Raw genomic sequence first — 22,479 nt, forward strand, 5'->3', positions numbered from 1 at the left:
CCGAAACGGAGTTCGATTACCTGTTCTGTTTGACGGGCGTCGACTGGGGGGAAGAATTGGGCGTGATCTATCACTTGGAATCGACCACAAAAAGGCATATCCTCGTAGTAAAAGTATCCACTGCAGACCGGGAAAACCCGGAATTAGATACCGTCTGTGATCTCTGGTTCACGGCAGAATTCCACGAGAGGGAAGTATTCGACTTTTTCGGTATCCGTTTCAGGAACCACCCGAATTTAAAGCGACTCTTCCTGACAGAGGATTGGGAAGGATACCCTTTGAGGAAGGACTATGAGGACGACGTCAACATGATCTTACACTGATCGCACATGGAAACCGAAGTATTATACAACAATTTCAAATCTGAGGAATACTTCATCAACATGGGGCCGCAACACCCGGCCACCCATGGGGTGCTGCGACTCGTCCTGACCATCGATGGGGAGATCATCAAAAAGGTGGAACCCGACCTGGGGTATATCCACCGTTCTATCGAAAAGATGTGCGAACGCGACAGTTACCAGCAGATCGTACACCTGACTGACCGCATGGACTACCTCTCTGCGAACATCAATAACGAAGCGGTCTGCCTGGCAGTTGAGAATGCCCTACAGCTGGAGATCCCGGAAAGGGTGAAGGTGATCAGGACCATCATTGCCGAACTCACGCGGATTTCCTCACACTGCCTGTGGTGGGGTGTTATGGGAATGGACGTTGGGGCGCTGACCACCTATTTCTACGGATTCCGGGACAGGGAAATGATCAATGACATCATGGAAGAGACCTGTGGGGCCCGGTTGACCATGAATTACAATGTCCCGGGCGGACTCATGCTCGATATTCACCCCAACTTCGTCAAACGGGTCAAGGACTTTGTGGCCCACTTCAAGACTAAACTCCCGGAGTATGACAGGCTCCTGACCGGGAATGTCATCTTCCAGAAAAGAACAAAAGGGGTGGGCGTCCTCAGCAGGGAGGATGCTATCTCGTTTGGCGCTTCCGGTCCCGTGGGCAGAGCTTCCGGATACTCCTGCGACGTGCGCAAGCACCATCCGTATAGCGCTTACGACCGGGTGACCTTTACAGAATCACTCAAAACCGAAGGAGATACCTATGCCCGTTACCTCGTTCGGATACAGGAGATGTGGGAATCCCTCTCCATTGTAGAACAACTGATAGACAATATCCCGGAAGGAGAACACAGGGTCCCCACCAACGCAGTGATAAAATTGCCCAAAGGGGAATACTACCAGAAAGTTGAGACCGCAAGGGGCGAACTCGGGGTTTATATCATCAGTACAGGTACAAAAAACCCGTACAGACTTAAATTCCGGTCTCCGGGATTTTCCAACCTCTCCCTCCTGAACCATATTGCGGTTGGGGGGAAAATCGGGGATCTGGTGGCTACTATGGCCACGCTGGATCTGGTTATCCCGGATATTGACCGTTAATGCAGTGACATGATGCAATTGCGAATTACCGAGAATATACACAACTGGCTCTTCAGCGTCATGCCGGAAGGCGTGGCCAGTATCGTCGAGATGGTCCTTATCGCATTGGTATACCTCACTATTTTTGCAGTGGCAGGCTTATTCCTGGTCTTGCTTGAAAGAAGGGTGGCCGCATGGTTTCAACTCAGGATCGGACCCAACCGGGTGGGGCCACAAGGCTTGTTGCAAACCATGGCTGACGCCATCAAATTGCTGACCAAAGAACTTACCGGGACGGAAAGGGCTGATAAGTTCCTCTATAACCTGGCTCCGTATTTCGTCATTATTACGGCCCTGATGGCCCTGGCGGTCATCCCTTTTTCGGCAGAATTCCACGCCTTCGACATCAATATCGGGCTCTTTTTTCTGATCGCCATTTCCTCGATCGGGGTAATCGGCATCTTGCTGGGAGGATGGAGCAGCAACAACAAATACGCCCTGATCGGTGCCATGAGGAGCGGGGTTCAGACCATCAGCTATGAACTCTCGGTAGGGCTTTCCCTCCTGACGATGGTCGTGATCACAGGTTCCCTTCAATTATCAGAGATCATCGAGGTTCAAAAGAGCGGCTGGCTGATCCTGCAGGGGCATATCCCGGCCATTATCGCCTTCATGGTCTTCATGATCTCAGGAACGGCTGAGACAAACCGCGCGCCCTTCGACCTGGTTGAGGCCGAATCCGAACTGGGGGCCGGGTTCCACACGGAATACTCCGGGATGAAATTCGCCTATTTCTTCCTGGCAGAATTTATAAACATGTTCATTATATCCGCTATCGCTGCCACAGTATTTTTCGGCGGATGGCTCTCACCTTTCGGCATTACGGAATCCATACCGGAACTGGGTGTATTCTGGTTCCTGCTGAAGACCATGGCTCTGGTCTTCCTGATGATGTGGTTCCGATGGACCTTCCCCAGGCTGAGAGTGGATCAGCTGCTCACCCTGGAATGGAAATACCTGCTGCCTATCAACCTGGTCAACATCGTACTGATGGCCTTGTTGGTTTGGCTCAATCTAACGATAAGACTATGACGTATGAGTTACTTTTCTGACATCTACAATGGCATCAAAACCCTCCTGACCGGCATGAGTGTTACGGGTAAATACTTCGTGACCTCGAGGAAGGGGGCCATCACCCAGCAATATCCGGATAACCGTGAAACCCTAAAGATGTTTGACAGGTTCAGGGGGGAGGTGATCATGCCCCATAACGAAAGTAACGAACACCGCTGTACGGGTTGCCAGAAATGTGAGATCGCCTGTCCTAATGGAACCATTGAGATCATCTGGGACAGGGGCATCGATGAAACCACCGGAAAAAAGAAAAAAAAGATAGACCAGTTCATCTACCACCTGAGCATGTGTACCATGTGCGGCCTCTGCATTGATGTTTGCCCGCACGATGCCATCAAATGGGGGCAGAATTTCGAAAATTCAGTGTATGACAGGTCGACCCTCACCCGAGTACTCAACGAACCCGGATCGACCCTGATGCAGGGCGTAGAAGATTAAGCCTATGGAGAGAATTATCTTTTATACCCTGGCCCTGATCATGATCGCCTCGGCACTGGCTTCCGTGATGAGTCGGAGGATGCTGCGTTCAGTGATCTATTTGCTGTTCGTCCTCTGCGGGGTTGCCGGGGTTTATTTCTTGATGGACTACAACTTCCTGGCCGCCATTCAGCTTACCATCTACGCAGGAGGTATCATCGTCCTGATCATCTTTTCCGTGCTTCTCGTGCATCATATCGAGATGCGAATGGAGATCGCAAAGACTTCGAAGCTCCTGCTGACAGGCCTGGCCTGCGTCCTGGGGATGGCCGTATTCCTTTCGGTGATCTATTCTTATGAATTCGAGATTTCAGACCAAAGCTCCGGAACAGAGGTAATCGATATAGGTGCTAAACTACTGGACTATGGGGAAGGAGGATATATCCTGCCCTTCGAAGTGATCAGTGTTTTGCTTCTGGCAGCTATGGTCGGGGCTATCGTGATCGCCAAAGGCACGGCATTGGCCGAAAATAAAAACGAGAACACATGATAGAGGGTATATCGATATATGAACTATTGACGGTGAGTACGATCCTTTTCTTTATAGGGGTCTACGGCTTCATCACCCGCAAGAACCTGATCTCAGTCCTCATCTCCGTGGAACTCATCCTCAACGCAGCCGCGGTCAATTTTGTAGTGATCAACAAGTACCTGTACCCCGAGATCCTGCAGGGGATGATCTTTTCCATTTTTATCATCGCCGTGGCAGCTGCTGAAACAGCACTGGCTATATCTATAATCATCAACTTGTACAGGAAGATCAGTTCTGTGGAAGTGAAGGAAGTGGAAACCATGAAAAATTAAAGTGACTCAACTATGAATTACACCGCCATCATCCTGATCCCACTGGTCCCCCTTGCAGTTTTTCTGGTCCTTGGCCTGTTCAACCGTAAGATCGGACCCGGAATTTCCGGACTTGTAGGGGTTGGGGGGATGCTGGTCTGCACGCTCCTCTCCTTCTATACAGCCTATGAGTATTTCATGGTGTTAGGAAAGGTTTCGGGTGCTTATCCGGCCCTTGTAGAATCAACGGTCTGGATGAATTTTACAGAGACCCTGAGGATAGATATGGGGGTGCTTATCGATCCCATTTCCGTCATGATGTTGATCGTGGTCTCCACCATCTCCCTGATGGTGCATATCTACAGCCGGGGATATATGCAAGGGGATGAAGGGTATACCAAATTCTTTTCCTTCCTCGCCCTATTCACCTTCTCAATGTACGGCCTGGTCCTGGCGACCAATCTCTTCCAGATCTACATTTTCTGGGAATTGGTGGGAGTTTCTTCCTACTTGCTGATCGGCTATTATTACACCAGGGAATCTGCGGTGGCTGCCGCCAAAAAAGCCTTTATTGTCACCCGCTTTGCGGATCTGGGTTTCCTCATCGGTATCCTGCTGATCGGATACTACACAGGGACCTATGATTTCGAGACCCTGAATAACCCTGAGGGAGCAACCCTCACCCATTGGGCACCGGCCTCCTTTATGGGCCTCTCTGTTCTGACATGGGGTCTCATCCTGATCTTTGTGGGAGGGGCCGGTAAATCGGCCATGTTTCCTCTTCACATCTGGCTTCCCGATGCCATGGAAGGGCCTACCCCGGTCTCGGCCCTGATCCATGCAGCGACCATGGTGGTGGCAGGTGTTTTCCTGGTCGCCCGACTGTTCCCCATGTACTTCTTTATAGAAGAGGGTTTTGCCCTTCAGATCGTCGCCTATGTGGGGGCTTTTTCTGCCCTTTTTGCGGCCCTGATCGCCCTGACCCAGACAGACATCAAAAGGGTGCTTGCCTACTCTACCATGTCCCAGCTGGGATATATGATGCTCGCCCTAGGCGTTTCGGGTTATGAAGGAAGTCAGGGACTGGGCTATATGTCTTCCATGTTCCATTTGTTTACCCATGCCATGTTCAAGGCCCTGCTTTTCTTATGTGCCGGATCCGTGATACACGCCGTACACAGCAATTACCTGAAAGACATGGGCCAGTTGAGAAAATACATGCCCGTGACCCACCTAAGTTTCCTTGTGGCCGCCCTGGCCATAGCGGGGATTCCACCCTTTGCAGGGTTCTGGAGCAAGGATGAAATTCTCGTTGCGGTCTATCAGCACAATACCTTTCTATATATCGTTGGCATACTTGTGGCCGGTCTGACGGCCCTGTATATTTTCCGGATCTATTTCGGGATCTTCTGGGGAAAGGAAACCCCGTATGATCACCGTCCTGCGGAGTCTCCCACTTCCATGACCATCCCCTTGATGGTCCTGGCTGTACTCAGCGCAACGGTAGGGTTTATCCCCTTCAGCGAGTTTATCAGTCCGGACAGAACAGGATTCGAAGCCCATTTGGATATCCCCATGGCGATCACAGCTGTGGTGGTAGGCCTATTGGGTATTGGAACTGCCTGGATACTCTATAAAAGAGATAGTGGGTTGGCGACCCGGCTGACAGACCGACTGGGAGTGCTTTACACCTGGGCTCACAGGAAATTCTATATGGATGAGGTGTACCTCTTTGTGACCAGGAATATCCTCTTTAAGGGAATTGCAGCGGGCGCTGCGTGGGCTGATCGGAAGATTGTGGATGGCACCATGAACCTGATCGGGAATTCCACCGTGCTCTTCTCGAAAAAGATAAAAGGAATGCAATCCGGCAGAGTGCAGGATTACGCCATGGCCTTCGTAAGCGGAACGGTCGTCCTGGCAGTGCTGTTTATTTATTTGTGGACCTCTTAAGGCTGAGCTTATGGATATATTATCATTATTTATCGTCGTCCCCTTCCTTACGGTCCTCGTCCTGCTCACGGCCAGATCCCTGAAACAGGCACGAATGATCGCGCTGATCGGGACGCTGGTACAGGTTTGCATGTCCGTAAACCTCCTTTTCACCTATCTGAGAGAGAGGGCGGTCAGTGATGAGCTCATGCTCTTTACCCGTGATCTGGTCTGGTTCAGGGATTTCAATATCCACTACAGCGTTGGGGTCGACGGGATATCCGTTGCCCTGCTTATGCTCACAGCCCTGGTGGTCCTGGCAGGGGTCTTTATCTCCTGGAAGATGGAGGAACTGCCCAAGGAATTTTTTATTTCCCTCATTGTCCTTTCTACTGGGGTATACGGATTTTTCATATCCCTCGACCTGTTCCTGATGTTCGTTTTCTTTGAAATAGCGGTGATCCCCATGTTCCTGCTCATCGGCATATGGGGGTCCGGTCCCAGGGAATACGCGGCGATGAAACTGACCCTGATGCTGATGGGTGCCTCGGCTGTGTTGCTGGTAGGCATCCTCGGGATCTATTTTAATTCCGGCGCAGGGGGCGGTCCTCTGACCTTCAACATCCTCGAAATTGCCGAAGTGCAGATCCCCGTGGAAGCACAAAAATTGTTCTTCCCCCTGACATTTATCGGTTTTGCGGTGATCGGAGCTCTGTTTCCCTTCCATACATGGTCTCCAGACGGTCATGCCTCTGCCCCCACGGCTGTATCCATGCTCCACGCAGGCGTGCTCATGAAACTAGGGGGGTATGGAGTCTTCAGGGTAGCCATGTACCTCATGCCCGAAGGGACACTTCACTGGTCCTGGTTCTTTATCGTCCTCGCCACCTTTGGGGTGATCTACGGTGCCTTTGCCGCTATCCGCCAGACTGATCTGAAGTACATCAATGCTTACTCTTCCGTGAGTCATCTCGGACTGGTCCTTTTTGCCTTGCTGATGCTCAACAAAACGGCCTGGAACGGGGCGATCATTCAATCCCTCTCACATGGTTTTATGACAGCGCTTTTCTTCGCCCTGATCGGCATGATATACGAAAGGACTCATACGCGTGACGTGACAAAACTCGGAGGATTGCTCAAGGTGATCCCCTTTATTTCCGCGACATATGTAATAGCAGGTCTCGCTTCCCTGGGGCTTCCCGGTTTCAGCGGCTTTGTGGTGGAGATGAACATTTTTGTGGGCGCATTCCAGCACCCGGAGATCCCGTACAGGATCGCCTCCATATTTGCCGTTTCAGCCATTGTGGTGACCGCGGTCTATATCCTCAGGGTTGTGGGAATCATGCTTATGGGACCCTTGAAAGGGAATTCGATGACCCCCATGGAAAAGGCCACCTGGTATGAGAAAGCAGGGATCCTGTTGATGTTGCTGCCAATCATAGGAATAGGCGTAGCGCCTTTGTGGTTGAGCGAGATGATTTTAGAAAGTATTCAACCCTTTATACAAGGGGTATTATAAAATTCCGGAACCATGAACTTGGAAACCGTTTTATTACTCAGACAGGAGATATCCATTCTCGTCATCGCCCTGATTCTTCTGATCTATGAGATCTTTGCAAGAGACAGACAAAAGGAAGGCGTAATATCCCTGGCTATCGTCCTGTTTGCGATACACACAGGCATGGGGTTTTTGGATATGAAGGAAGGTCTGCTCTTCGGGGGGATGTTCCGGACCAATGCCCTGATCCATTTGTTCAAGAACATTCTGAACATAGGGGTACTCATCGTCCTGTTACAGTCGGCCGAATGGGTAAAAAGGGAACTTGTTCCCCAAAACAGGGGGTCCGAATTCTTTATCCTGTTGCTGTCGTCCCTCCTCGGACTTCAGTTCCTGATCTCCTCAGGGGATTTCCTGATGTTTTACCTGGGGCTGGAACTATCCACCTTGCCCCTTGCAGCCCTCGCGGCCTTCGAGATGTACCGGATGCGATCCAGTGAGGCGGGGATCAAACTCATTCTCTCATCGGCCCTGGCCTCAGGGATCACCCTGTTTGGTATCTCTCTGATGTACGCCTCAACCGGGACGATCTATTTCTCAGAAATGGGAGCTTTGATCTCGGAGAACAACCTTACCGTATTGGCCCTCATCCTGTTCTTTGCCGGCCTGGGGTTCAAAATTTCCCTGGTCCCCTTCCATTTCTGGACAGCCGATGTGTACGAAGGAGCACCCATCGGGGTGGCCTCCTACCTTTCAGTCATTTCTAAAGGTGCAGCCGTATTTATCCTGATGATCTTTTTCTTCACAGTGTTGAAATCCCTGATCCACCTTTGGGAAAACCTGTTCTATCTGCTGGCCGTGCTGACGATGTTCCTCGGCAACCTCTTTGCCCTGAGACAGCAAAATATGAAGCGATTCCTGGCCTTTTCGTCCATCGCACAAGCCGGTTTCATCCTTCTTGGTCTGATCACTGGGACAACCCTGGGGGTAGCCACGGTGATCTATTTTGTCCTGATCTATATCTTCTCCAACCTCGCGGCCTTTGGGGTGGTACAGGCCATAGCAACGGAGACCGGAAAGGAGAATATTCAGGATTACGAGGGCCTCTATCGCACGAATCCGAGGTTGAGCCTGGTGATGATGCTGGGATTGTTCTCCCTGGCGGGAATCCCCCCGGTTGCCGGCTTTTTTGGAAAATTCTTCCTCTTTACGGCAGCAGCCAGCAAGGGTTACTACTTCCTGGTTTTCCTGGCCGTGGTCAACGTTACGATTTCACTTTATTACTATTTGCTGGTTGTCCGGGCGATGTTCCTTCGCAAGAGCGATCACCCCATCCCCTATTTTACCAACGCCGCCTATATGCGTATCGGTCTGGTGATCACTGTGGCAGGTATCCTCATCCTCGGCATTTACAGTCCGATCTACGATTATATCTATGCCCTGAGTCACACCCTAAATTAAAATGTCATGAGCTTAGCAGGAAAACACATGTTTGGGAGTATTGAAGATACCCGTGTGACCTTTGTGGAAAAGGGAGTGGATGCCAACCGCAGGGATTTCCTGAAAGCGCTCCTGGAGCACAACGGTTTTGAGGTCCTGACCGAAGAAGAAAAAAGGAAGAGCGAGGAAGACCCCCAACTTTATACAGTAGCCGTGACCGACATGGTCTTTAACCCCACCATCTGGGTCTACCAGCGCAAACTGAGGACCCCGGACGGCAGAAAGGTAACACCGGCCTACTGGAATCAGCAAACCGAAGATACCCGCCCTCAGTACTGGGATGAAAAACCACCTAAAGAGTGACAAAATTCTGAAGTTGAGTACATTGTACGACCCTTAACGTTGGTCGAATTTAACAGCGATTTATATCTCCATGGCAGGGTATTTGCTACCTTTATATTCCTAAAGTACTGTCATGAGGGCCTTTATTTCTTTCATTTTGATCCTCGGAGGGATGGCGTATGGGATGTCGCAAACCGATATTCCCAAGACCCAGCCTTTGAAAATCGGGCCTAAACCCAACCTGGACATCAAAGCGAGTCCTACTCCCAACGCTACGCTTAAAATGCCGTCTGTGATCGATATGGGAAAGACCCCCAATCTCAATGATTCCATGACACCGGGGGTTAAAATGCTCCCGGACAGGGAACTGAAACAGGCCGGGTTCGACATGGATATCGACCCCAAGGTAGGGGAACGGGAAAAAGGTGACAGCAAAAAGCACTATGGAGATATGTATCTGGGAGATGTAAAGACCTCTTCCAAATTCGTAGGGGTTGTATGCAGAGACCATGAGTACGTAGACGGGGATCGCGTAAAGATCTATGCCAATGGACACGTTGTAGAACCCAACATCCTGCTTACAGGAAGTTTTAAAGGGATCAACCTCAACCTCGACAAGGGGTTTAACCGCCTCGACTTTGAGGCGCTCAACCAGGGGACCTCAGGGCCCAATACGGCCCAGGTTGATGTCTATGACGATAAGGGCCAGCTCATCTATTCCAATAAATGGCTGCTTTCTACCGGATCCAAAGCCTCCCTGATCGTCGTTCAGGAATAAAAATTCCTATCGCTCCCCCGGATGGTAGGTGCTTTCCGAATTCTTAAGCACATCTTCTTTGTAGTAAAGTACATCCTTGAATTCCGTATCCGCATACATCTGGGCCTGATCGTCAAAATGAGGGGATGCGGGATCCCCGCTTTGCCCTCCGGCCAGGATGCTCCTGGCCTTCACTTTTTTCCCGAATTCCACGACAGCCACAAAGCTGTTTCCCCGGGTCCCGTAGATCTTTTTGGTATTGTTGTCATAGCGCGCCCCGTAAGCGGCCAGGGCACCCCATCTGCCTGAGGCAAAACCTATCGGGATACTGGGCTGGTCATCGTCAAAGGGCTGGCGGATCTCCCCGTTAAGCCGCTGGTAGCGGTTCACTTCCCCCCAGGGCATCTTCCAGGTGCCGAAATCGGCTTTGAGTTGATCCAGTACCCCCTTAAAGATTCTCAGGCGCTCCTCAGGGGGCGATTGTGATCCAAAGAATGACATGGCCTCCATATCACTCATGGAATAGGGCCGAGATCCTTCCCTCCCATATGAGGTCCCATAGAAATGTGCCAGGGTCATGGCCACAGATCCTATTGACGTCCTGAAATCCCACCGCCTGAGGATGTCTATCGCTTCCTTCGTTTCCGAATCCAATCCCCGCGCTTTGTCTGCAGCCTCGATCAGGCCGGGGATCAGGGCATCAAAAGCCGGCAAATAGGGATCGTAGGCCAGTTTGATCAGGCTGTCCAGGGTATAACCGCTCCGATCTGTAAGCAATTCTATGGCGTGAATGCCCCTGAAATTCTCCCTGTCCAGGGACATATACCGGGGATAATCTTCCCGCTTTGGACTGAATTCCAGGGCCGCCGTAAAAGGCGTGGAATTGCAGTTCTGTATCCAGCCATTGGCTGGGTTGAGAAGTAGGATATTCTCATCCACGGTATGCAGCCCCTTCCAGTCTGTTTTCGGATCCTTTCCTTCCACAGGTTGGGTATAATCGAAAACGGTGTCCCTGACCGGGATAAAATTCCCGTGAAAATAGGCAATGTTGCCCTCTGCATCGGCGTAGACCGTATTGTTGGATGAGTTGGTGCGTATGTCCATCATCTTCCTGAATCCTTCGTAACCGGACTGTTTGGTCCTGATATACGACTGTTCCAGGGCCTTCACAGGGTCCCACATCATGGCAGTGGCCACCACCCTGTCTCCCTCCATGTGCGTAACCGGGCCGTGATGCGTCCTGTAATAGGGAAAGGTCTTCTCCCTGATCTTGTCCCCATCCCTGTATTTCAGGCTTACCTTCGAGACCTTTACCGGCCTGAGCTCCTCCCCGTATTGATAAAGGAGTTCCCCATCCAGCTCCACTACGGTTTCCACGAACTCGTCAATGACATCCGTATAGGTGGAGGTATGCATCCATCCGGTCTTCTCATTGAACCCCTGGTAGATAAAGAACTGTCCCCAGGTTACGGCTCCATAGGCGTTAAGGCCCTCTTCACTCACGGCGTGGACTTCCCCCCTGAAATAGAAGGAAGTATGGGGATTGATAAGCAGCATGGCGTTCCCCGATTGGGTCAGGCTTCCGGAGATGGCGATCCCGTTCGATCCCTGTGGCTCCAGTTCCTCTTCCTTCTTTTCGATCTCCCTTTCGACGGATTTCGGAAATTTGATCCCCTTCTCATACATCGCCTGCAACTTCCGCGTACTGATGCGTTCGATATCACCTCCTATGGACCCCTCGCTGAAGTACATGGGCATCCAGGGTTCGAAGCGAGTTAGCAGTTTGGGTTGGACCTCCGGATGGGTCTGAAGATAATAATTGATCCCATCCGCAAAGGCCAGGCATAGCTCTTTGAGCCACTCCGGGGCATTTTCATACATAGCTTTTGCCTCTTCCCGGCTCATGAACATCCTTGCCCTGAGGTCACTGTAAAGTGCGTCTTCCCCTTCTACTTCGGCCAGCCTGCCTGTAGCCCAGATGTAATTCTGTTCTACCCGGTTGAAGTCGTCCTCACACTGAGCGTACAACAGTCCAAAGACTGCGTCGGCATCCGTTTTCCCATAGATATGAGGTACCCCGAAGTTGTCCCGGATAATGGTCGTATTCTCTGCATGCGTTTTCCACCGCTCAAATTCAGTGAGTTCTCTCACCCTGCCGCAGGAGTAATGAAGGCAGACAAGTAAGAAGATAACGGTCAGGCCGGAGTATTTTTTCATGGGATTCAAGTTGATGATACCGTGAATTTAATCGACTTACGTGGGAAAAACTAATTTTCTTTCCCGGGGGAATCCTTCACCGTGACGGCTGTCAAATTATAAGTATCTTAGGCCCTCGTTTATTCCGGATTTACGTTACCATGGCAGGGAAAAAAGTCAGTATTCTCAACGCATTCAGGACCATCATCTGGCCCAGAAGGAATCTGGTCCTGATCGGACTCATCCTGATTATTATCAGCAGGGCCGCCAGCTTTGTTGCACCCATGTCGCTCAAATACCTTATGGACGACATCATCCCGAACAAGGATATCCCCTTCCTGAAGGTATTGATCGGTATCGTCATCCTGGCCATTCTGGTCCAGGCCGTGACCTCCTTCCTCCTGACCAAGATCCTCAGCGTTCAGGCCCAGTATATGATCTCCGAACTCAGGGCCCAGGTCCAGCAGAAGGTCCTGACCTTGCCCATTCGTTTTTTTGACAATACGAAGTCCGGTGAACTGGTCTCCAGAATCATGACCGATGTAGAAGGGGTGAGGAACCTCATAGGAACCGGGCTCGTACAGTTAGTCGGAGGAACGATCACAGCGGTGGTGGCCCTGATCCTCTTGCTCCGTATCAGCGTATCCATGACCCTCTTTGCCCTGATCCCCCTGGCTGTATTTGCGGTTGTCGCCCTGAAGGCCTTCAAGGTGATCCGCCCTATTTTCAGAAACCGGGGCAAGATCAATGCCGAGGTGACGGGCCGGCTTACGGAGACCCTTGGAGGGATCCGGGTAATCAAAGGATTCAATGCTGAAGAACAGGAACACGACGTCTTCAAGGAGGGAGTACACCGGCTGTACCAGAATGTAAAGAAGAGCCTGACTGCCACGGCTGTTATGACGAGTTCATCTACCTTCCTGCTTGGGGTCGCTACCACAGGCATTATGGGGATAGGCGGATACAAGATCATGACCGAGGCCCTGACCCTGGGGGAGTTCCTCGAATTTACCTTCCTGCTCGGGCTGATGGTAGCACCCATCGTTCAAATGAGCAATATAGGGAGTCAGCTAAGTGAGGCCCTGGCGGGGCTCGACCGTACGGAAGAGCTGATGAATCTCCCGGAAGAGGAGGATCCCGGGCAAAGGACCTTAAAGCCAAAACGTATCGAAGGGCATATCGTTTTTGAGAATGTTTCTTTCGCCTACGAAGAAGAGAAAGAGGTGCTGCACGACATCAGTTTCCAAGTAAAACCGGGAAGTGCGGTAGCCCTGGTCGGGAGCTCAGGTTCAGGGAAAAGCACCATAGCCGGACTCGCAGCGAGCTTTCTGAAGCCGCAAAGCGGAAGGATCACTGTAGACGGGTACGACCTGTCCAGGATCGTACTGAAGTATTACCGGAAACACCTGGGGGTGGTATTACAAGACGATTTCCTCTTCGAAGGAACCATCAGGGAGAATATATTATTTCCTAGACCCAAGGCTACGGAGGACGAATTGCAAAATGCCGTGCGGTCTGCCTATGTAGATGAATTCACAGACCGGTTTGAAGACGGCCTGGACACCCTCATTGGGGAAAGGGGTATCAAGCTTTCAGGGGGACAAAGACAGCGCATCGCCATTGCCAGGGCTATCCTCGCAGATCCTAAGATCCTGATATTGGACGAGGCCACCTCAAACCTGGATACCGAGAGCGAGGGTCTGATCCAGCAGAGTCTGGCTGCCCTGACCCGGGGCAGGACCACCATTGTGATCGCCCACAGGCTGAGTACGATCAGGAAGGCCGATCAGATCATGGTGATAGAAGAGGGGCGTATAGCAGAAACCGGGACCCATGATGAACTCATAGCCAAGGAGGGCCGGTACTACAACCTGTTTACCTATCAGGCCAGGATCTAATAAATGGAATGAATACAGAGTTTGGGAGAAGTGCTGACAATCAACTTACATTGATCACCTTTTCAACCCCGGGGGCATATTTTTTGATAGTCATTTCCACCCCGCTTTTCAGGGTCATCTGGTTCACACTGCACCCCACGCAATTGCCTTCCAGGCGAACCGTCACCGTTTTGCCGTTGTCAATGGAGATCAGGGAGATATCCCCCCCGTCACTTTGAAGGAAGGGCCGGATCTCATCCAGCGCTTTTTCCACGTTTTGGCGCAGGTCCTTTTCAGTCATGATTATTTCTTTTTAACGGCTGCACATCCGGCCATGGTGGTTATTTTGATCGCCTCAGTGGGAGGCAGGTCTTTGTTCCTCCTCACGAGTTCCTGCACTGCATTCCGGGTGATCTCTTCAAAGGAGGCCTCAAGGGGTGTGGCGGTCTGCAAGGCCGCAGGCCTGCCTGCGTCGCTGGCTTCTCGAATGCTCTGAACAAGAGGCAGGGCACCCAGGAAAGGTACGTCCATATCATCAGCCAGGTTCTTGGCCCCATCCCGTCCAAAGATGTAATACTTGTTATCGGGAAGTTCTGCCGGGGTGAAATAGGCCATATTTTCTACGATCCCCAGCACGGGAACATTGATAGCGTCTTGCTGGAACATAGCGACCCCTTTCCTCGCATCGGCCAGGGCGATCTCCTGGGGTGTACTCACCACCACTGCTCCGGTAACGGGCAGGGCCTGCATAATGCTCAGGTGAATATCACCTGTACCCGGAGGAAGGTCGATCAGCAGGAAGTCGAGTTCTCCCCAATGGGCGTCGAATATCATCTGATTGAGGGCTTTAGCTGCCATAGGGCCCCTCCAGATGACCGCCTGGTTGGGCTGGGTGAAAAATCCGATGGAAAGGATCTTTACCCCATAATTCTCAATCGGCTTCATCTTGGATTTGCCGTTAACCTCAACCGCCAGGGGTTTCTGGGAGGCAACATCGTACATGATAGGAATGGAAGGGCCGTAGATGTCTGCATCGAGTATGCCCACCGAAAATCCCATTTTTGAGAGGGTGGCTGCCAGGTTTGCGGTAACGGTTGATTTTCCCACTCCACCTTTTCCTGAGGCCACGGCAATGATGTTCCTGATCCCGGGAATAGGAGCTCCCTTGATCTCGTTCGTCTTGGGCTTTGCCGGTGCGTCTACGGTGATGTTGACCGTGATCTTCGCCTTTTCATAGACCTCCCTGTGAATGGCCTGAAGAATGTTTACCTCCGTTTTCTTTTTGGCCTGAAGGCTTGGATTCTTTATGGTAATATCCACCACCACCTCATCTCCGAAGGTCTGAATATTTCGCACAGCCCCGCTTTCGACCATGTTCTGGCCCTCTCCGGGTACGGAGATGGTTTCCAGGGCTTTTAGTATTTCTTTTTTATCGAGTTTCATCCGGTCAACCCCTTTCTCAATGTGTAATCATTCTAGTCAACAAAGATACGGTTTAGGGCCGAGATTAGGAAGGAACTGAATGGAAATGGCGTTCAGGGTTAGACGGGTCTTTGATCCTTTTCTGCCGGGGGAGAAAATCCTCAATGCCAACCGGGTTCACCCAGTTCTTTCAGAGGGTCCCAGAAATACTTCTCAAATTCCTGTACGCGGTCTTCGATGATGACGAGTCCTTCGTTCTCCAGGAGTTGCTGCATCAGGTTTGTCCCGCCAAAATGGTGCTTTCCGGTCAGCAATCCCATCCTGTTCACCACGCGGTGTGCAGGAATATCTTCCCGGTCTGGCACATTGTTCATCGCCCAACCCACCATCCTCGCGCCCCGGGTGGTGCCCAGGTACCTGGCTATAGCGCCATAGGAGGTAACCCTTCCATAGGGGACCTGCCTCACGATTTCATATACCTGTTCAAAGAAATCCTTCCCTTTGTTATCCATGGTTTCTGTAAAAAAGTCTGACCAGCGTGATGACCAGCAATATGATCATCAATACGCTGAGCATATAGTTGGAATTTTTAGAAAAGGTTTTGTTTTTCAGGTCGAGTTTATTGAAATAGAAGGTATACAAATACAGGACTGTAAAGGTCCCCATCCCCGCTGCGAGGATAAAGGTAGCGATGTCCCAGAGTTGGAACTTGATCCAACCGGAGGCATTCCACATGACGTTGAGTCCGCTGTAATACGGGATAGTCAGCAGGTTCAGGGCCGCCAGGAGCATACCCTTGAAAAAGCTGTTTTTCTTACTCATCTTGCCAATGCGGATTTTGTTGGGCTTGAACCGCTTCGCCAGGACGAAGAAATAGATGGCAAAGAAGGCGAAGATCCCGAGGGCGATCTTCATCAGCAGGTCGATCACTTCAGGGTTTTTGTAGAGGAATTTCGAGATGAGCACAGCCACATAGGCCTGCATCATGATCATGGTGGAAACCCCAAGACTGAATATGACCCCGTTCATCTTGCCCTTTTCCACACTCGTCTTTGCCGCGTTCATATTCAGCAGACCGGGAGGGACCGTGGCCATGAAGGCAGCGGAATAGGTGACGAAGAATAAAATGATGAGGTGGGTCATGGTGAGGAGAACCTGAATTTAAGATAGGTGATGGGCTTTCCCAACTCAAGATACTGTTTTTCGTAAAAGGTCTGGATGTTCAATACCTCGGGCGGGCTTCCCTCATTTCGGTAGACATCGTGGTTGGCATACAGCACTTCCAGGCCCGAAGCATGCAGGACACCCAGGGTATATCCATGCATGAATTCACTGTCGGTCTTCAGGTGTACGGTTCCGTCCTTTTTGAGGATAGCCCTGTATTTATTTAGGAACTCCAGGTTGGTAAGCCGGTGTTTGGTCCTTTTGTACTTAATCTGGGGATCCGGGAAGGTGATCCAGAGCTCGGAGACCTCCCCCGGGGCGAAGAGACGATCAATGAGGTCGATCTGAGTACGTAAAAATGCTACATTTTTCATGTCTTCCTCCATGGCAGTCTTGGCACCCCTCCACAGTCGGGCTCCCTTGATATCGATGCCGATGTAATTGTTTCCGGGGTGTAAACCGGCCAGGCCCAGGGTGTATTCTCCTTTGCCGCAACCCAATTCCAGGACCAGGGGGTGATCATTTCCAAAAAATTCCGCCCACCTTCCTTTGCGGACAAAGGACCCGGAAAGGATCTCTTGCCTTTTTGGCTGGATCACATTGGGAAAGGTCTCATTTTCCCTGAAGCGCTTGAGTTTGTTCTTACTACCCACAAAAAGTAAGCCTTAATTCCCTGCAAAGCTAAGGATTTCATCTAACGGGCAAGGGATCAGGCCTCGGGATTCTTGGCCTTTTCCAGGGTGAAGGAGAATTCTGAGCCCACATCAACGACACTTTCTACGTAGATCTTCTCCCCATGGGCCTCGATGATGTGTTTGACGATGGCAAGGCCCAGTCCGGACCCTCCTTCCTTCCGGCTTCCGCTCTTGTCGATCCTGTAGAATCGTTCGAAGATCCTCGGCAGATGAGCCTCCGGTATTCCTTCCCCATTATCTGTCACCCTGACGATTACCTTGTTCTTGATAAGGTTTTCCACACTGACTTCTGTGGTACCGTCAGGATGTCCGTATTTGATGGAATTCACCACCAGGTTCGTGATCACCTGCTGTATCTTTTCCCGGTCTCCCTTCACATAGATAGGTTCCCTGTACTCCATATCGAAGGTCAAAGCAATCTGCTTTCGCGATGCTTTCATTTCCAGGAGTTCGAAGACGCTCTTTATCAACTCGACGATATCGAAGGTGGAAATCTCCAGGCTGAGATCCCCTGCTTCAAGTTTTGTGATCAGGTCGAGGTCTTTGACTATATAGATCAATCGTTCCACCCCTTTGTTGGCCCTCTGGAGGTACTTCTTGCGAACCTTCTTGTCTTCCATGGCCCCGTCCAGCAGGGTCAGAATATAACCCTGAACTGTAAACAGGGGTGTTTTGAGTTCGTGGGAAACATTCCCGAGGAAATCCTTCCGGTACTCCTCCCTGATCTTAAGGGTATCGATCTCGATGCGCTTGTCTTTAGCAAATTTCTCAATTTCCGCCGTAAGGGTGGCCATATCGGTAGTGATGGGCCGGGAAGCAAATGAGGTGGATTCGAGCAGGGTCACATCGTCGTAAATTTTTTTGATCCTCTTATAGATGAATTCTTCCACCCTGTATTGGATGACGAGGAAAGACACTGCAAATACAACTGCAATGGCAATTGCCAGCACTGCCCAATAGTTCCAAAAAGAAAAATACCCGAACAGGAGCAGTGAAAGAATAAGGAGAATAACGGAAATATACAGGGAAGACCTCAGTGCAAACTTATAGGATTTCCTCAGTTTGATGGCCATTACAGAACGAACTTATAGCCCACGCCCTTAACCGTTTTGAAGTGGTGATCGCCAATTTTTTCCCTGAGTTTCCGGATGTGGACGTCTATGGTCCTGCCCCCAACGACCACTTCCTGTCCCCAGACCTTGTCGAGGATCACTTCTCTTTTGAATACCTTGTCGGGTTTGGAGGTCAGCAGGGAAAGCAGCTCGAACTCTTTACGGGGCAGGATGATCTCTTCCCCTTTGTTCAGGACTTTATATTCCTCCCGGTTGATGACGATATTCCCCACTTTTTTAATCTCCGGGGTGGCGTCTTCCTCCTTCTTTAATCTTCGCAACAACGCCTTGATCTTACTGATCAGGACCTTGGGCTTTACCGGTTTGGTGATATAGTCATCTGCCCCGGCATCAAAACCGGCTACCTGAGAGTAATCTTCCCCCCTCGCGGTGAGGAAAGTGATCAGCGTATCTTCCAGGCCCTCCGTATTACGGATCTTCTCGCAGGCCTCAATCCCGTCCATCTCCGGCATCATCACATCGAGAATGATCAGGTGGGGTTTTTTCTTCTTTGCCTTGGCTACCCCTTCCACACCATTCTTCGCAGTAGAAACCTGATATCCCTCCGAAGACAAGTTGTATTTTAAGATCTCCAGGATGTCCGGTTCATCATCTACAAGGAGGATTCTGATGTCCTGTTTCTTCATCGATTTCTAATTTACTGATCCTACCAAAAATAGGAATTATTAACACAACCCGAAGCCCTATCGGTGTGAAAACCACAACATAACAATTTTATAACACAGGTCCCAAATCGCTTATAAATGGGGTTTACCGAATATTTTTTGAAAACAACCTGATTTGACAAGTAAAATGGTACGATTTGTGAATTAGATGGACATAAATGTGCATTTCATCGAATTTCTCAATCAGAATAGTACCTGAGCGGGAGGTGGAATGTCTAAATACCTATATTTGTTTAGTGTTCTATGTAACCCCCTCAATATGAAACACTTTTACCTACTTGCTTTTTTATTGGTTTTATATTCCGGGTTTGCTCAGAACAGACCTTCCAATCCGGGTGAGATCGAAGGATTCAACCTGTATCCCAATCCTGTAACCAGCGGTAAAGTTTATATTGAGACCAGGGCCAACGCCCCAAAGAAAATCCTCATCTACGACGTCTTGGGCACCAAGGTCATAGAGACCACCATCATAGGAAAAGAATTGAACTTATCTGATCTCGATGCGGGTGTATACGTCCTCAGGGTCCTTGAAAAAGACAAGCAGGCTACCCGAAAGCTGGTCGTGAAATAAGGGTATCAGCACAAGGTATTTACACGCATAAGCGGGTCGAATAGCTTCCTGTTCAATCGGTAAAAAGTGCAGTTTTATCGATGAAATGCAAACCTACTTCTTTTCACCTACATTTTTTTCTGATTCACAACAATTTATGGGCCTGGAGGCATTGATTGAATACCTTTCAGTATTGATCCCAAATCAATATTGATGAAAATACTTTACTTAACCGCCTTATTGCTATGCTCCCTGTGGGGTTTCGGACAGGAAAAAGAACCGCCGAATACACCGCCTTCTCAGGAGATACCCAATTTCAAGCTCTATCCCAACCCGGCGTACAGCGATGTGGTCTATATCACTTCGGAGTACAATGACACCAAGGTAATCACGGTGTATGATGTGCTTGGCGAGGTAGTTCTCACCGATCGCATCTCTACCAATACCCTGAATATCTCCCGCCTCGTACCGGGGGTCTACGTACTTCAGGTAACTGAGAAGCAAAAAACGATCACCCGCAAACTGGTGGTCAAATAGGGCTGCCTTAACAGGTTTGCTGATCATCCCTTCTAAGGGGTTTATTTTATTATTTTTGGGTACCAATTCCCGCTATGGACCCCAAGCGTATTTTCAGGATCAAAAATGAGGATGATTTTAAGGCCGCAGCGATTTCCATCTTTCATTACCAGTATGAGAATAACCGGGTTTACCGGCAGTTCTGTGATCTCATGGGTGTATTATCAAAGGACATAAGCAGTATTGAACAGATCCCCTATCTACCCATAGAATTTTTTAAGTCGAGAAGAATAACCTGCGATACGGCTCGCGAAGAAATCGTTTTCAGCAGCAGTGGGACCACCTCCGGACAAACGAGCAAACATTTTGTCAGGGACGTAAGCCTCTATAAAAAAAGCTTTCGGGAATCTTTCAGGAGATTTTATGGCAAACCCGAAGAATATTGCATCCTGGCCCTTTTACCCTCCTATCTCGAACGGGAGGGTTCTTCCCTGATATATATGGTCAATGACCTCATCGAATCGAGCGGAAACCCGGACAGCGGCTTCTACCTTCACAACCTGCCCGACCTGGCCGAAAAACTAAACACGCTCGAAGCCAGGGAGACACCTGTACTTTTGATCGGCGTTTCCTACGCCCTGCTGGATTTAGCAGAATCACATCCGATGAAACTCAGGAATACCATAGTGATGGAAACGGGGGGGATGAAAGGCAGGAAGAAAGAACTGATCCGGGAAGACCTGCACAAGAGGTTATGTGATGGGTTTGGTGTGGAATCCATACATTCAGAATACGGGATGACCGAACTCCTTTCCCAGGCGTATTCCAAGGGAAGCGGGATTTTCCAAGCACCTCCCTGGATGAAGATCCTCATCCGGAGTACGGAAGATCCCCTCAGTCTTCAGCCAACGGGCAGATCAGGAGGGATCAATATCATTGACCTGGCCAATTTTCATTCCTGCTCCTTCATTGCCACTCAGGATCTTGGCAGACTACAGCCTGACGGAGGTTTCGAAGTTCTAGGGAGGTTCGACAATGCCGATATCCGGGGTTGCAACCTGATGGTTACCTGATATCGACCTTTTTAAGACTACACTACGGCCAGGATGAAATAGCTTTTCTTGCCCCTTTGCAGCAAAACGTAGCTGTCCCCGATCAGGTCTGATTCTGTGATCACGTATTCCTCTCCTACCTTTTCCTTGTTCACGGAGATGGAATTTTGTTTGAGTTCCCTGCGGGCCTCTCCATTGGAGTTGAGAAAACCGGTTTTGGCTGCCAGGGCACCGATCATATCGAGACCCCTGGCCAGCTCGTCCCTGTTGATCTCCGCCTTGGGGACCCCTTCAAAAACTTCTAGGAAGGTATGGGTGTCTAGCGACTTCAGGTCGGAGGAAGTTGAATTCCCGAAAAGGATGGAACTCGCCCTGACGGCATTTTCGAGATCCTCCCTGGAATGCACCATGACCGTGACCTCCTCGGCAAGTCGTTTTTGCAACAGCCTCAGGTGTGGGGCCTTTCTGTGTTCCTCCACCAGTTTTTCGATCTCATCCCTGGATAGGAACGTAAAGATCTTGATGTATTTCTCAGCATCCTCATCGGAGGTGTTGATCCAGTACTGATAAAATTTATACGGAGAGGTTCTGTGAGCGTCCAGCCAGATATTTCCCCCTTCGGTTTTGCCAAATTTACTGCCATCCGCCTTAGTGATCAGCGGACAGGTGAGGGCATAGCCTTTTCCGCCCCCGATACGCCTGATCAGTTCCGTACCTGTAGTGATATTACCCCACTGGTCGCTTCCCCCCATTTGAAGGGTGCAGTTGTGATGCTGGTAGAGGTATAGGAAGTCGTATCCCTGAACAAGCTGGTAGGTAAACTCCGTGAATGACATGCCTTCTTTTGCCTCGGCATCAAGCCTTTTTTTTACGGAGTCCTTGGCCATCATATAGTTCACGGTGATATGCTTGCCAACGTCCCTGATAAAATCCAGGAAGGTGAAATCCCTCATCCAGTCGTAGTTGTTTACCAGAACCGCACTGTTCTCGGCCTTGGAATCGAAATCGAGAAAACGGGACAATTGTTCCCTGATAGCTTCCTGGTTCAACCTAAGGGTGGTCTCATCCAGAAGGTTGCGTTCCGAGGATTTCCCGGAAGGATCCCCTATCATTCCCGTGGCCCCGCCGATCAGGGCAAAGGGCTTGTGACCGGCCATCTGGAAGTGTTTCAGCATCATGACCCCTACCAGGTGTCCGATGTGAAGGGAGTCGGCCGTAGGGTCTATGCCCACATAGGCAGCCTGCATCCCGGATAGAAGGTGTTCTTCTGTTCCGGGCATGACATCGTGTAACATGCCCCTCCATTTCAACTCTGCTACAAAGTTTGATCTCATCGGGTAACCGTTTTCTAAGAATGTTGCAAAGATAACAGAAATCCGTGTGCGCCAAACCCGTGCTTTTTTTAATAAATCGGGA

At 50.2% G+C, this 22,479-nt stretch carries 24 protein-coding genes; 15 read left to right on the plus strand and 9 right to left on the minus strand.

Annotated features, from left to right (window positions below; translation table 11 throughout):
• The 11 genes from ABYP73_RS02395 to ABYP73_RS02445 form a co-directional block, all read left to right on the plus strand.
• The coding region (locus ABYP73_RS02395; RefSeq protein ID WP_372973339.1) for an NADH-quinone oxidoreductase subunit C at positions 1-323 on the plus strand (323 nt) is incomplete at its 5' end.
• Between the two features lie 6 nt (positions 324-329).
• Positions 330-1,451, plus strand: a complete 1,122-nt coding sequence (locus ABYP73_RS02400; RefSeq protein ID WP_372946491.1) for an NADH-quinone oxidoreductase subunit D — start codon at positions 330-332, stop codon at positions 1,449-1,451.
• 9 nt (positions 1,452-1,460) lie between these two features.
• Entirely contained in the window at positions 1,461-2,522 is a 1,062-nt protein-coding gene (gene nuoH / locus ABYP73_RS02405) for an NADH-quinone oxidoreductase subunit NuoH (RefSeq protein ID WP_372973340.1), read from the plus strand.
• A 3-nt stretch (positions 2,523-2,525) separates the two neighbouring features.
• The gene (locus tag ABYP73_RS02410) at positions 2,526-3,002 is read left to right on the plus strand and encodes a 4Fe-4S binding protein (RefSeq protein ID WP_372973341.1); all 477 of its coding nucleotides are present in this window, start codon (positions 2,526-2,528) and stop codon (positions 3,000-3,002) included.
• A gap of 4 nt (positions 3,003-3,006) precedes the next feature.
• Positions 3,007-3,531 carry an NADH-quinone oxidoreductase subunit J gene (locus ABYP73_RS02415; RefSeq protein ID WP_372945237.1) on the plus strand — a complete coding sequence of 175 codons (525 nt, stop codon included), beginning with the start codon at positions 3,007-3,009 and terminating at the stop codon, positions 3,529-3,531.
• Positions 3,528-3,845: an NADH-quinone oxidoreductase subunit NuoK gene (nuoK, locus tag ABYP73_RS02420; RefSeq protein WP_372945238.1), complete on the plus strand. Its 318-nt coding sequence runs from the start codon at positions 3,528-3,530 to the stop codon at positions 3,843-3,845. The genes ABYP73_RS02415 and nuoK overlap by 4 nt, the downstream gene beginning before the upstream one ends.
• A gap of 12 nt (positions 3,846-3,857) precedes the next feature.
• The gene (nuoL, locus tag ABYP73_RS02425) at positions 3,858-5,777 is read left to right on the plus strand and encodes an NADH-quinone oxidoreductase subunit L (RefSeq protein WP_372945239.1); all 1,920 of its coding nucleotides are present in this window, start codon (positions 3,858-3,860) and stop codon (positions 5,775-5,777) included.
• Positions 5,778-5,787: 10 nt separating this feature from the next.
• Complete coding sequence (locus ABYP73_RS02430; protein ID WP_372973342.1) at positions 5,788-7,275, plus strand: NuoM family protein; 1,488 nt, start codon at positions 5,788-5,790, stop codon at positions 7,273-7,275.
• A gap of 12 nt (positions 7,276-7,287) precedes the next feature.
• The gene (locus tag ABYP73_RS02435; protein ID WP_372973343.1) at positions 7,288-8,715 is read left to right on the plus strand and encodes an NADH-quinone oxidoreductase subunit N; all 1,428 of its coding nucleotides are present in this window, start codon (positions 7,288-7,290) and stop codon (positions 8,713-8,715) included.
• A gap of 6 nt (positions 8,716-8,721) precedes the next feature.
• Complete coding sequence (locus ABYP73_RS02440; RefSeq protein ID WP_372945242.1) at positions 8,722-9,057, plus strand: hypothetical protein; 336 nt, start codon at positions 8,722-8,724, stop codon at positions 9,055-9,057.
• 112 nt (positions 9,058-9,169) lie between these two features.
• On the plus strand, positions 9,170-9,814 hold the full coding sequence (locus tag ABYP73_RS02445; protein ID WP_372945243.1) for a hypothetical protein: 645 nt from the start codon (positions 9,170-9,172) through the stop codon (positions 9,812-9,814).
• Positions 9,815-9,820: 6 nt separating this feature from the next.
• Here the strand turns inward: ABYP73_RS02445 and ABYP73_RS02450 are convergent, their stop codons facing one another.
• Complete coding sequence (locus ABYP73_RS02450) at positions 9,821-12,010, minus strand: acylase (protein WP_372973344.1); 2,190 nt, start codon at positions 12,008-12,010, stop codon at positions 9,821-9,823.
• A 140-nt stretch (positions 12,011-12,150) separates the two neighbouring features.
• Here ABYP73_RS02450 and ABYP73_RS02455 point away from each other — a divergent pair, with 140 nt between their 5' ends.
• Complete coding sequence (locus ABYP73_RS02455) at positions 12,151-13,887, plus strand: ABC transporter ATP-binding protein (RefSeq protein WP_372973345.1); 1,737 nt, start codon at positions 12,151-12,153, stop codon at positions 13,885-13,887.
• A 40-nt stretch (positions 13,888-13,927) separates the two neighbouring features.
• Here the strand turns inward: ABYP73_RS02455 and ABYP73_RS02460 are convergent, their stop codons facing one another.
• The 7 genes from ABYP73_RS02460 to ABYP73_RS02490 all read right to left on the minus strand — a co-directional run bounded on the left by ABYP73_RS02460 (position 13,928) and on the right by ABYP73_RS02490 (position 18,906).
• The gene (locus ABYP73_RS02460) at positions 13,928-14,167 is read right to left on the minus strand and encodes a NifU family protein (RefSeq protein WP_372945215.1); all 240 of its coding nucleotides are present in this window, start codon (positions 14,165-14,167) and stop codon (positions 13,928-13,930) included.
• Between the two features lie 2 nt (positions 14,168-14,169).
• Positions 14,170-15,309: a P-loop NTPase gene (locus ABYP73_RS02465; protein WP_372945216.1), complete on the minus strand. Its 1,140-nt coding sequence runs from the start codon at positions 15,307-15,309 to the stop codon at positions 14,170-14,172.
• 140 nt (positions 15,310-15,449) lie between these two features.
• Positions 15,450-15,800, minus strand: a complete 351-nt coding sequence (locus tag ABYP73_RS02470) for an MGMT family protein (RefSeq protein ID WP_372973346.1) — start codon at positions 15,798-15,800, stop codon at positions 15,450-15,452.
• Entirely contained in the window at positions 15,793-16,431 is a 639-nt protein-coding gene (locus ABYP73_RS02475) for a LysE family transporter (RefSeq protein WP_372945218.1), read from the minus strand. Before ABYP73_RS02475 ends, ABYP73_RS02470 begins: the two co-directional genes overlap by 8 nt.
• Positions 16,428-17,105 carry a tRNA (guanosine(46)-N7)-methyltransferase TrmB gene (trmB, locus tag ABYP73_RS02480; RefSeq protein WP_372945219.1) on the minus strand — a complete coding sequence of 226 codons (678 nt, stop codon included), beginning with the start codon at positions 17,103-17,105 and terminating at the stop codon, positions 16,428-16,430. The genes ABYP73_RS02475 and trmB overlap by 4 nt, the downstream gene beginning before the upstream one ends.
• Before the next feature lie 56 nt (positions 17,106-17,161).
• Entirely contained in the window at positions 17,162-18,220 is a 1,059-nt protein-coding gene (locus ABYP73_RS02485; protein WP_372945220.1) for a sensor histidine kinase, read from the minus strand.
• Positions 18,220-18,906: a response regulator transcription factor gene (locus ABYP73_RS02490; RefSeq protein ID WP_372945221.1), complete on the minus strand. Its 687-nt coding sequence runs from the start codon at positions 18,904-18,906 to the stop codon at positions 18,220-18,222. The genes ABYP73_RS02485 and ABYP73_RS02490 overlap by 1 nt, the downstream gene beginning before the upstream one ends.
• A gap of 298 nt (positions 18,907-19,204) precedes the next feature.
• Here ABYP73_RS02490 and ABYP73_RS02495 point away from each other — a divergent pair, with 298 nt between their 5' ends.
• From ABYP73_RS02495 to ABYP73_RS02505, 3 genes are all read left to right on the plus strand, one after another.
• Positions 19,205-19,516: a T9SS type A sorting domain-containing protein gene (locus ABYP73_RS02495; protein WP_372945222.1), complete on the plus strand. Its 312-nt coding sequence runs from the start codon at positions 19,205-19,207 to the stop codon at positions 19,514-19,516.
• A 192-nt stretch (positions 19,517-19,708) separates the two neighbouring features.
• Positions 19,709-20,032, plus strand: coding sequence for a T9SS type A sorting domain-containing protein (locus ABYP73_RS02500; RefSeq protein WP_372945223.1), 324 nt, complete (start codon positions 19,709-19,711; stop codon positions 20,030-20,032).
• Between the two features lie 74 nt (positions 20,033-20,106).
• Positions 20,107-21,084: an acyl transferase gene (locus tag ABYP73_RS02505; protein ID WP_372973347.1), complete on the plus strand. Its 978-nt coding sequence runs from the start codon at positions 20,107-20,109 to the stop codon at positions 21,082-21,084.
• 17 nt (positions 21,085-21,101) lie between these two features.
• On the opposite strand, the gene tyrS is transcribed toward ABYP73_RS02505, so the two are convergent.
• Positions 21,102-22,397, minus strand: coding sequence for a tyrosine--tRNA ligase (gene tyrS, locus ABYP73_RS02510; RefSeq protein ID WP_372973348.1), 1,296 nt, complete (start codon positions 22,395-22,397; stop codon positions 21,102-21,104).
• Between the last annotated feature and the right edge of the window lie 82 nt (positions 22,398-22,479).

This window comes from Muriicola sp. (assembly GCF_041567615.1).
Taxonomy (GTDB): Bacteria; Bacteroidota; Bacteroidia; order Flavobacteriales; family Flavobacteriaceae; genus Muriicola.

Bases quoted from the DNA above. Each gene is read 5' to 3' on its own strand.
- ABYP73_RS02475 (WP_372945218.1), bottom strand. From the start codon at position 16,431: ATGACCCACCTCATCATTTTATTCTTCGTCACCTATTCCGCTGCCTTC.
- ABYP73_RS02465 (WP_372945216.1), bottom strand. From the start codon at position 15,309: ATGAAACTCGATAAAAAAGAAATACTAAAAGCCCTGGAAACCATCTCC.
- tyrS (WP_372973348.1), bottom strand. From the start codon at position 22,397: ATGAGATCAAACTTTGTAGCAGAGTTGAAATGGAGGGGCATGTTACAC.
- ABYP73_RS02490 (WP_372945221.1), bottom strand. From the start codon at position 18,906: ATGAAGAAACAGGACATCAGAATCCTCCTTGTAGATGATGAACCGGAC.
- ABYP73_RS02460 (WP_372945215.1), bottom strand. From the start codon at position 14,167: ATGACTGAAAAGGACCTGCGCCAAAACGTGGAAAAAGCGCTGGATGAG.
- ABYP73_RS02440 (WP_372945242.1), top strand. From the start codon at position 8,722: ATGAGCTTAGCAGGAAAACACATGTTTGGGAGTATTGAAGATACCCGT.
- ABYP73_RS02410 (WP_372973341.1), top strand. From the start codon at position 2,526: ATGAGTTACTTTTCTGACATCTACAATGGCATCAAAACCCTCCTGACC.
- ABYP73_RS02415 (WP_372945237.1), top strand. From the start codon at position 3,007: ATGGAGAGAATTATCTTTTATACCCTGGCCCTGATCATGATCGCCTCG.
- nuoL (WP_372945239.1), top strand. From the start codon at position 3,858: ATGAATTACACCGCCATCATCCTGATCCCACTGGTCCCCCTTGCAGTT.
- nuoH (WP_372973340.1), top strand. From the start codon at position 1,461: ATGATGCAATTGCGAATTACCGAGAATATACACAACTGGCTCTTCAGC.
- ABYP73_RS02500 (WP_372945223.1), top strand. From the start codon at position 19,709: ATGAAAATACTTTACTTAACCGCCTTATTGCTATGCTCCCTGTGGGGT.
- ABYP73_RS02455 (WP_372973345.1), top strand. From the start codon at position 12,151: ATGGCAGGGAAAAAAGTCAGTATTCTCAACGCATTCAGGACCATCATC.
- ABYP73_RS02450 (WP_372973344.1), bottom strand. From the start codon at position 12,010: ATGAAAAAATACTCCGGCCTGACCGTTATCTTCTTACTTGTCTGCCTT.
- nuoK (WP_372945238.1), top strand. From the start codon at position 3,528: ATGATAGAGGGTATATCGATATATGAACTATTGACGGTGAGTACGATC.
- ABYP73_RS02445 (WP_372945243.1), top strand. From the start codon at position 9,170: ATGAGGGCCTTTATTTCTTTCATTTTGATCCTCGGAGGGATGGCGTAT.
- ABYP73_RS02400 (WP_372946491.1), top strand. From the start codon at position 330: ATGGAAACCGAAGTATTATACAACAATTTCAAATCTGAGGAATACTTC.
- ABYP73_RS02505 (WP_372973347.1), top strand. From the start codon at position 20,107: ATGGACCCCAAGCGTATTTTCAGGATCAAAAATGAGGATGATTTTAAG.
- ABYP73_RS02495 (WP_372945222.1), top strand. From the start codon at position 19,205: ATGAAACACTTTTACCTACTTGCTTTTTTATTGGTTTTATATTCCGGG.
- ABYP73_RS02430 (WP_372973342.1), top strand. From the start codon at position 5,788: ATGGATATATTATCATTATTTATCGTCGTCCCCTTCCTTACGGTCCTC.
- ABYP73_RS02470 (WP_372973346.1), bottom strand. From the start codon at position 15,800: ATGGATAACAAAGGGAAGGATTTCTTTGAACAGGTATATGAAATCGTG.
- ABYP73_RS02435 (WP_372973343.1), top strand. From the start codon at position 7,288: ATGAACTTGGAAACCGTTTTATTACTCAGACAGGAGATATCCATTCTC.
- ABYP73_RS02485 (WP_372945220.1), bottom strand. From the start codon at position 18,220: ATGGCCATCAAACTGAGGAAATCCTATAAGTTTGCACTGAGGTCTTCC.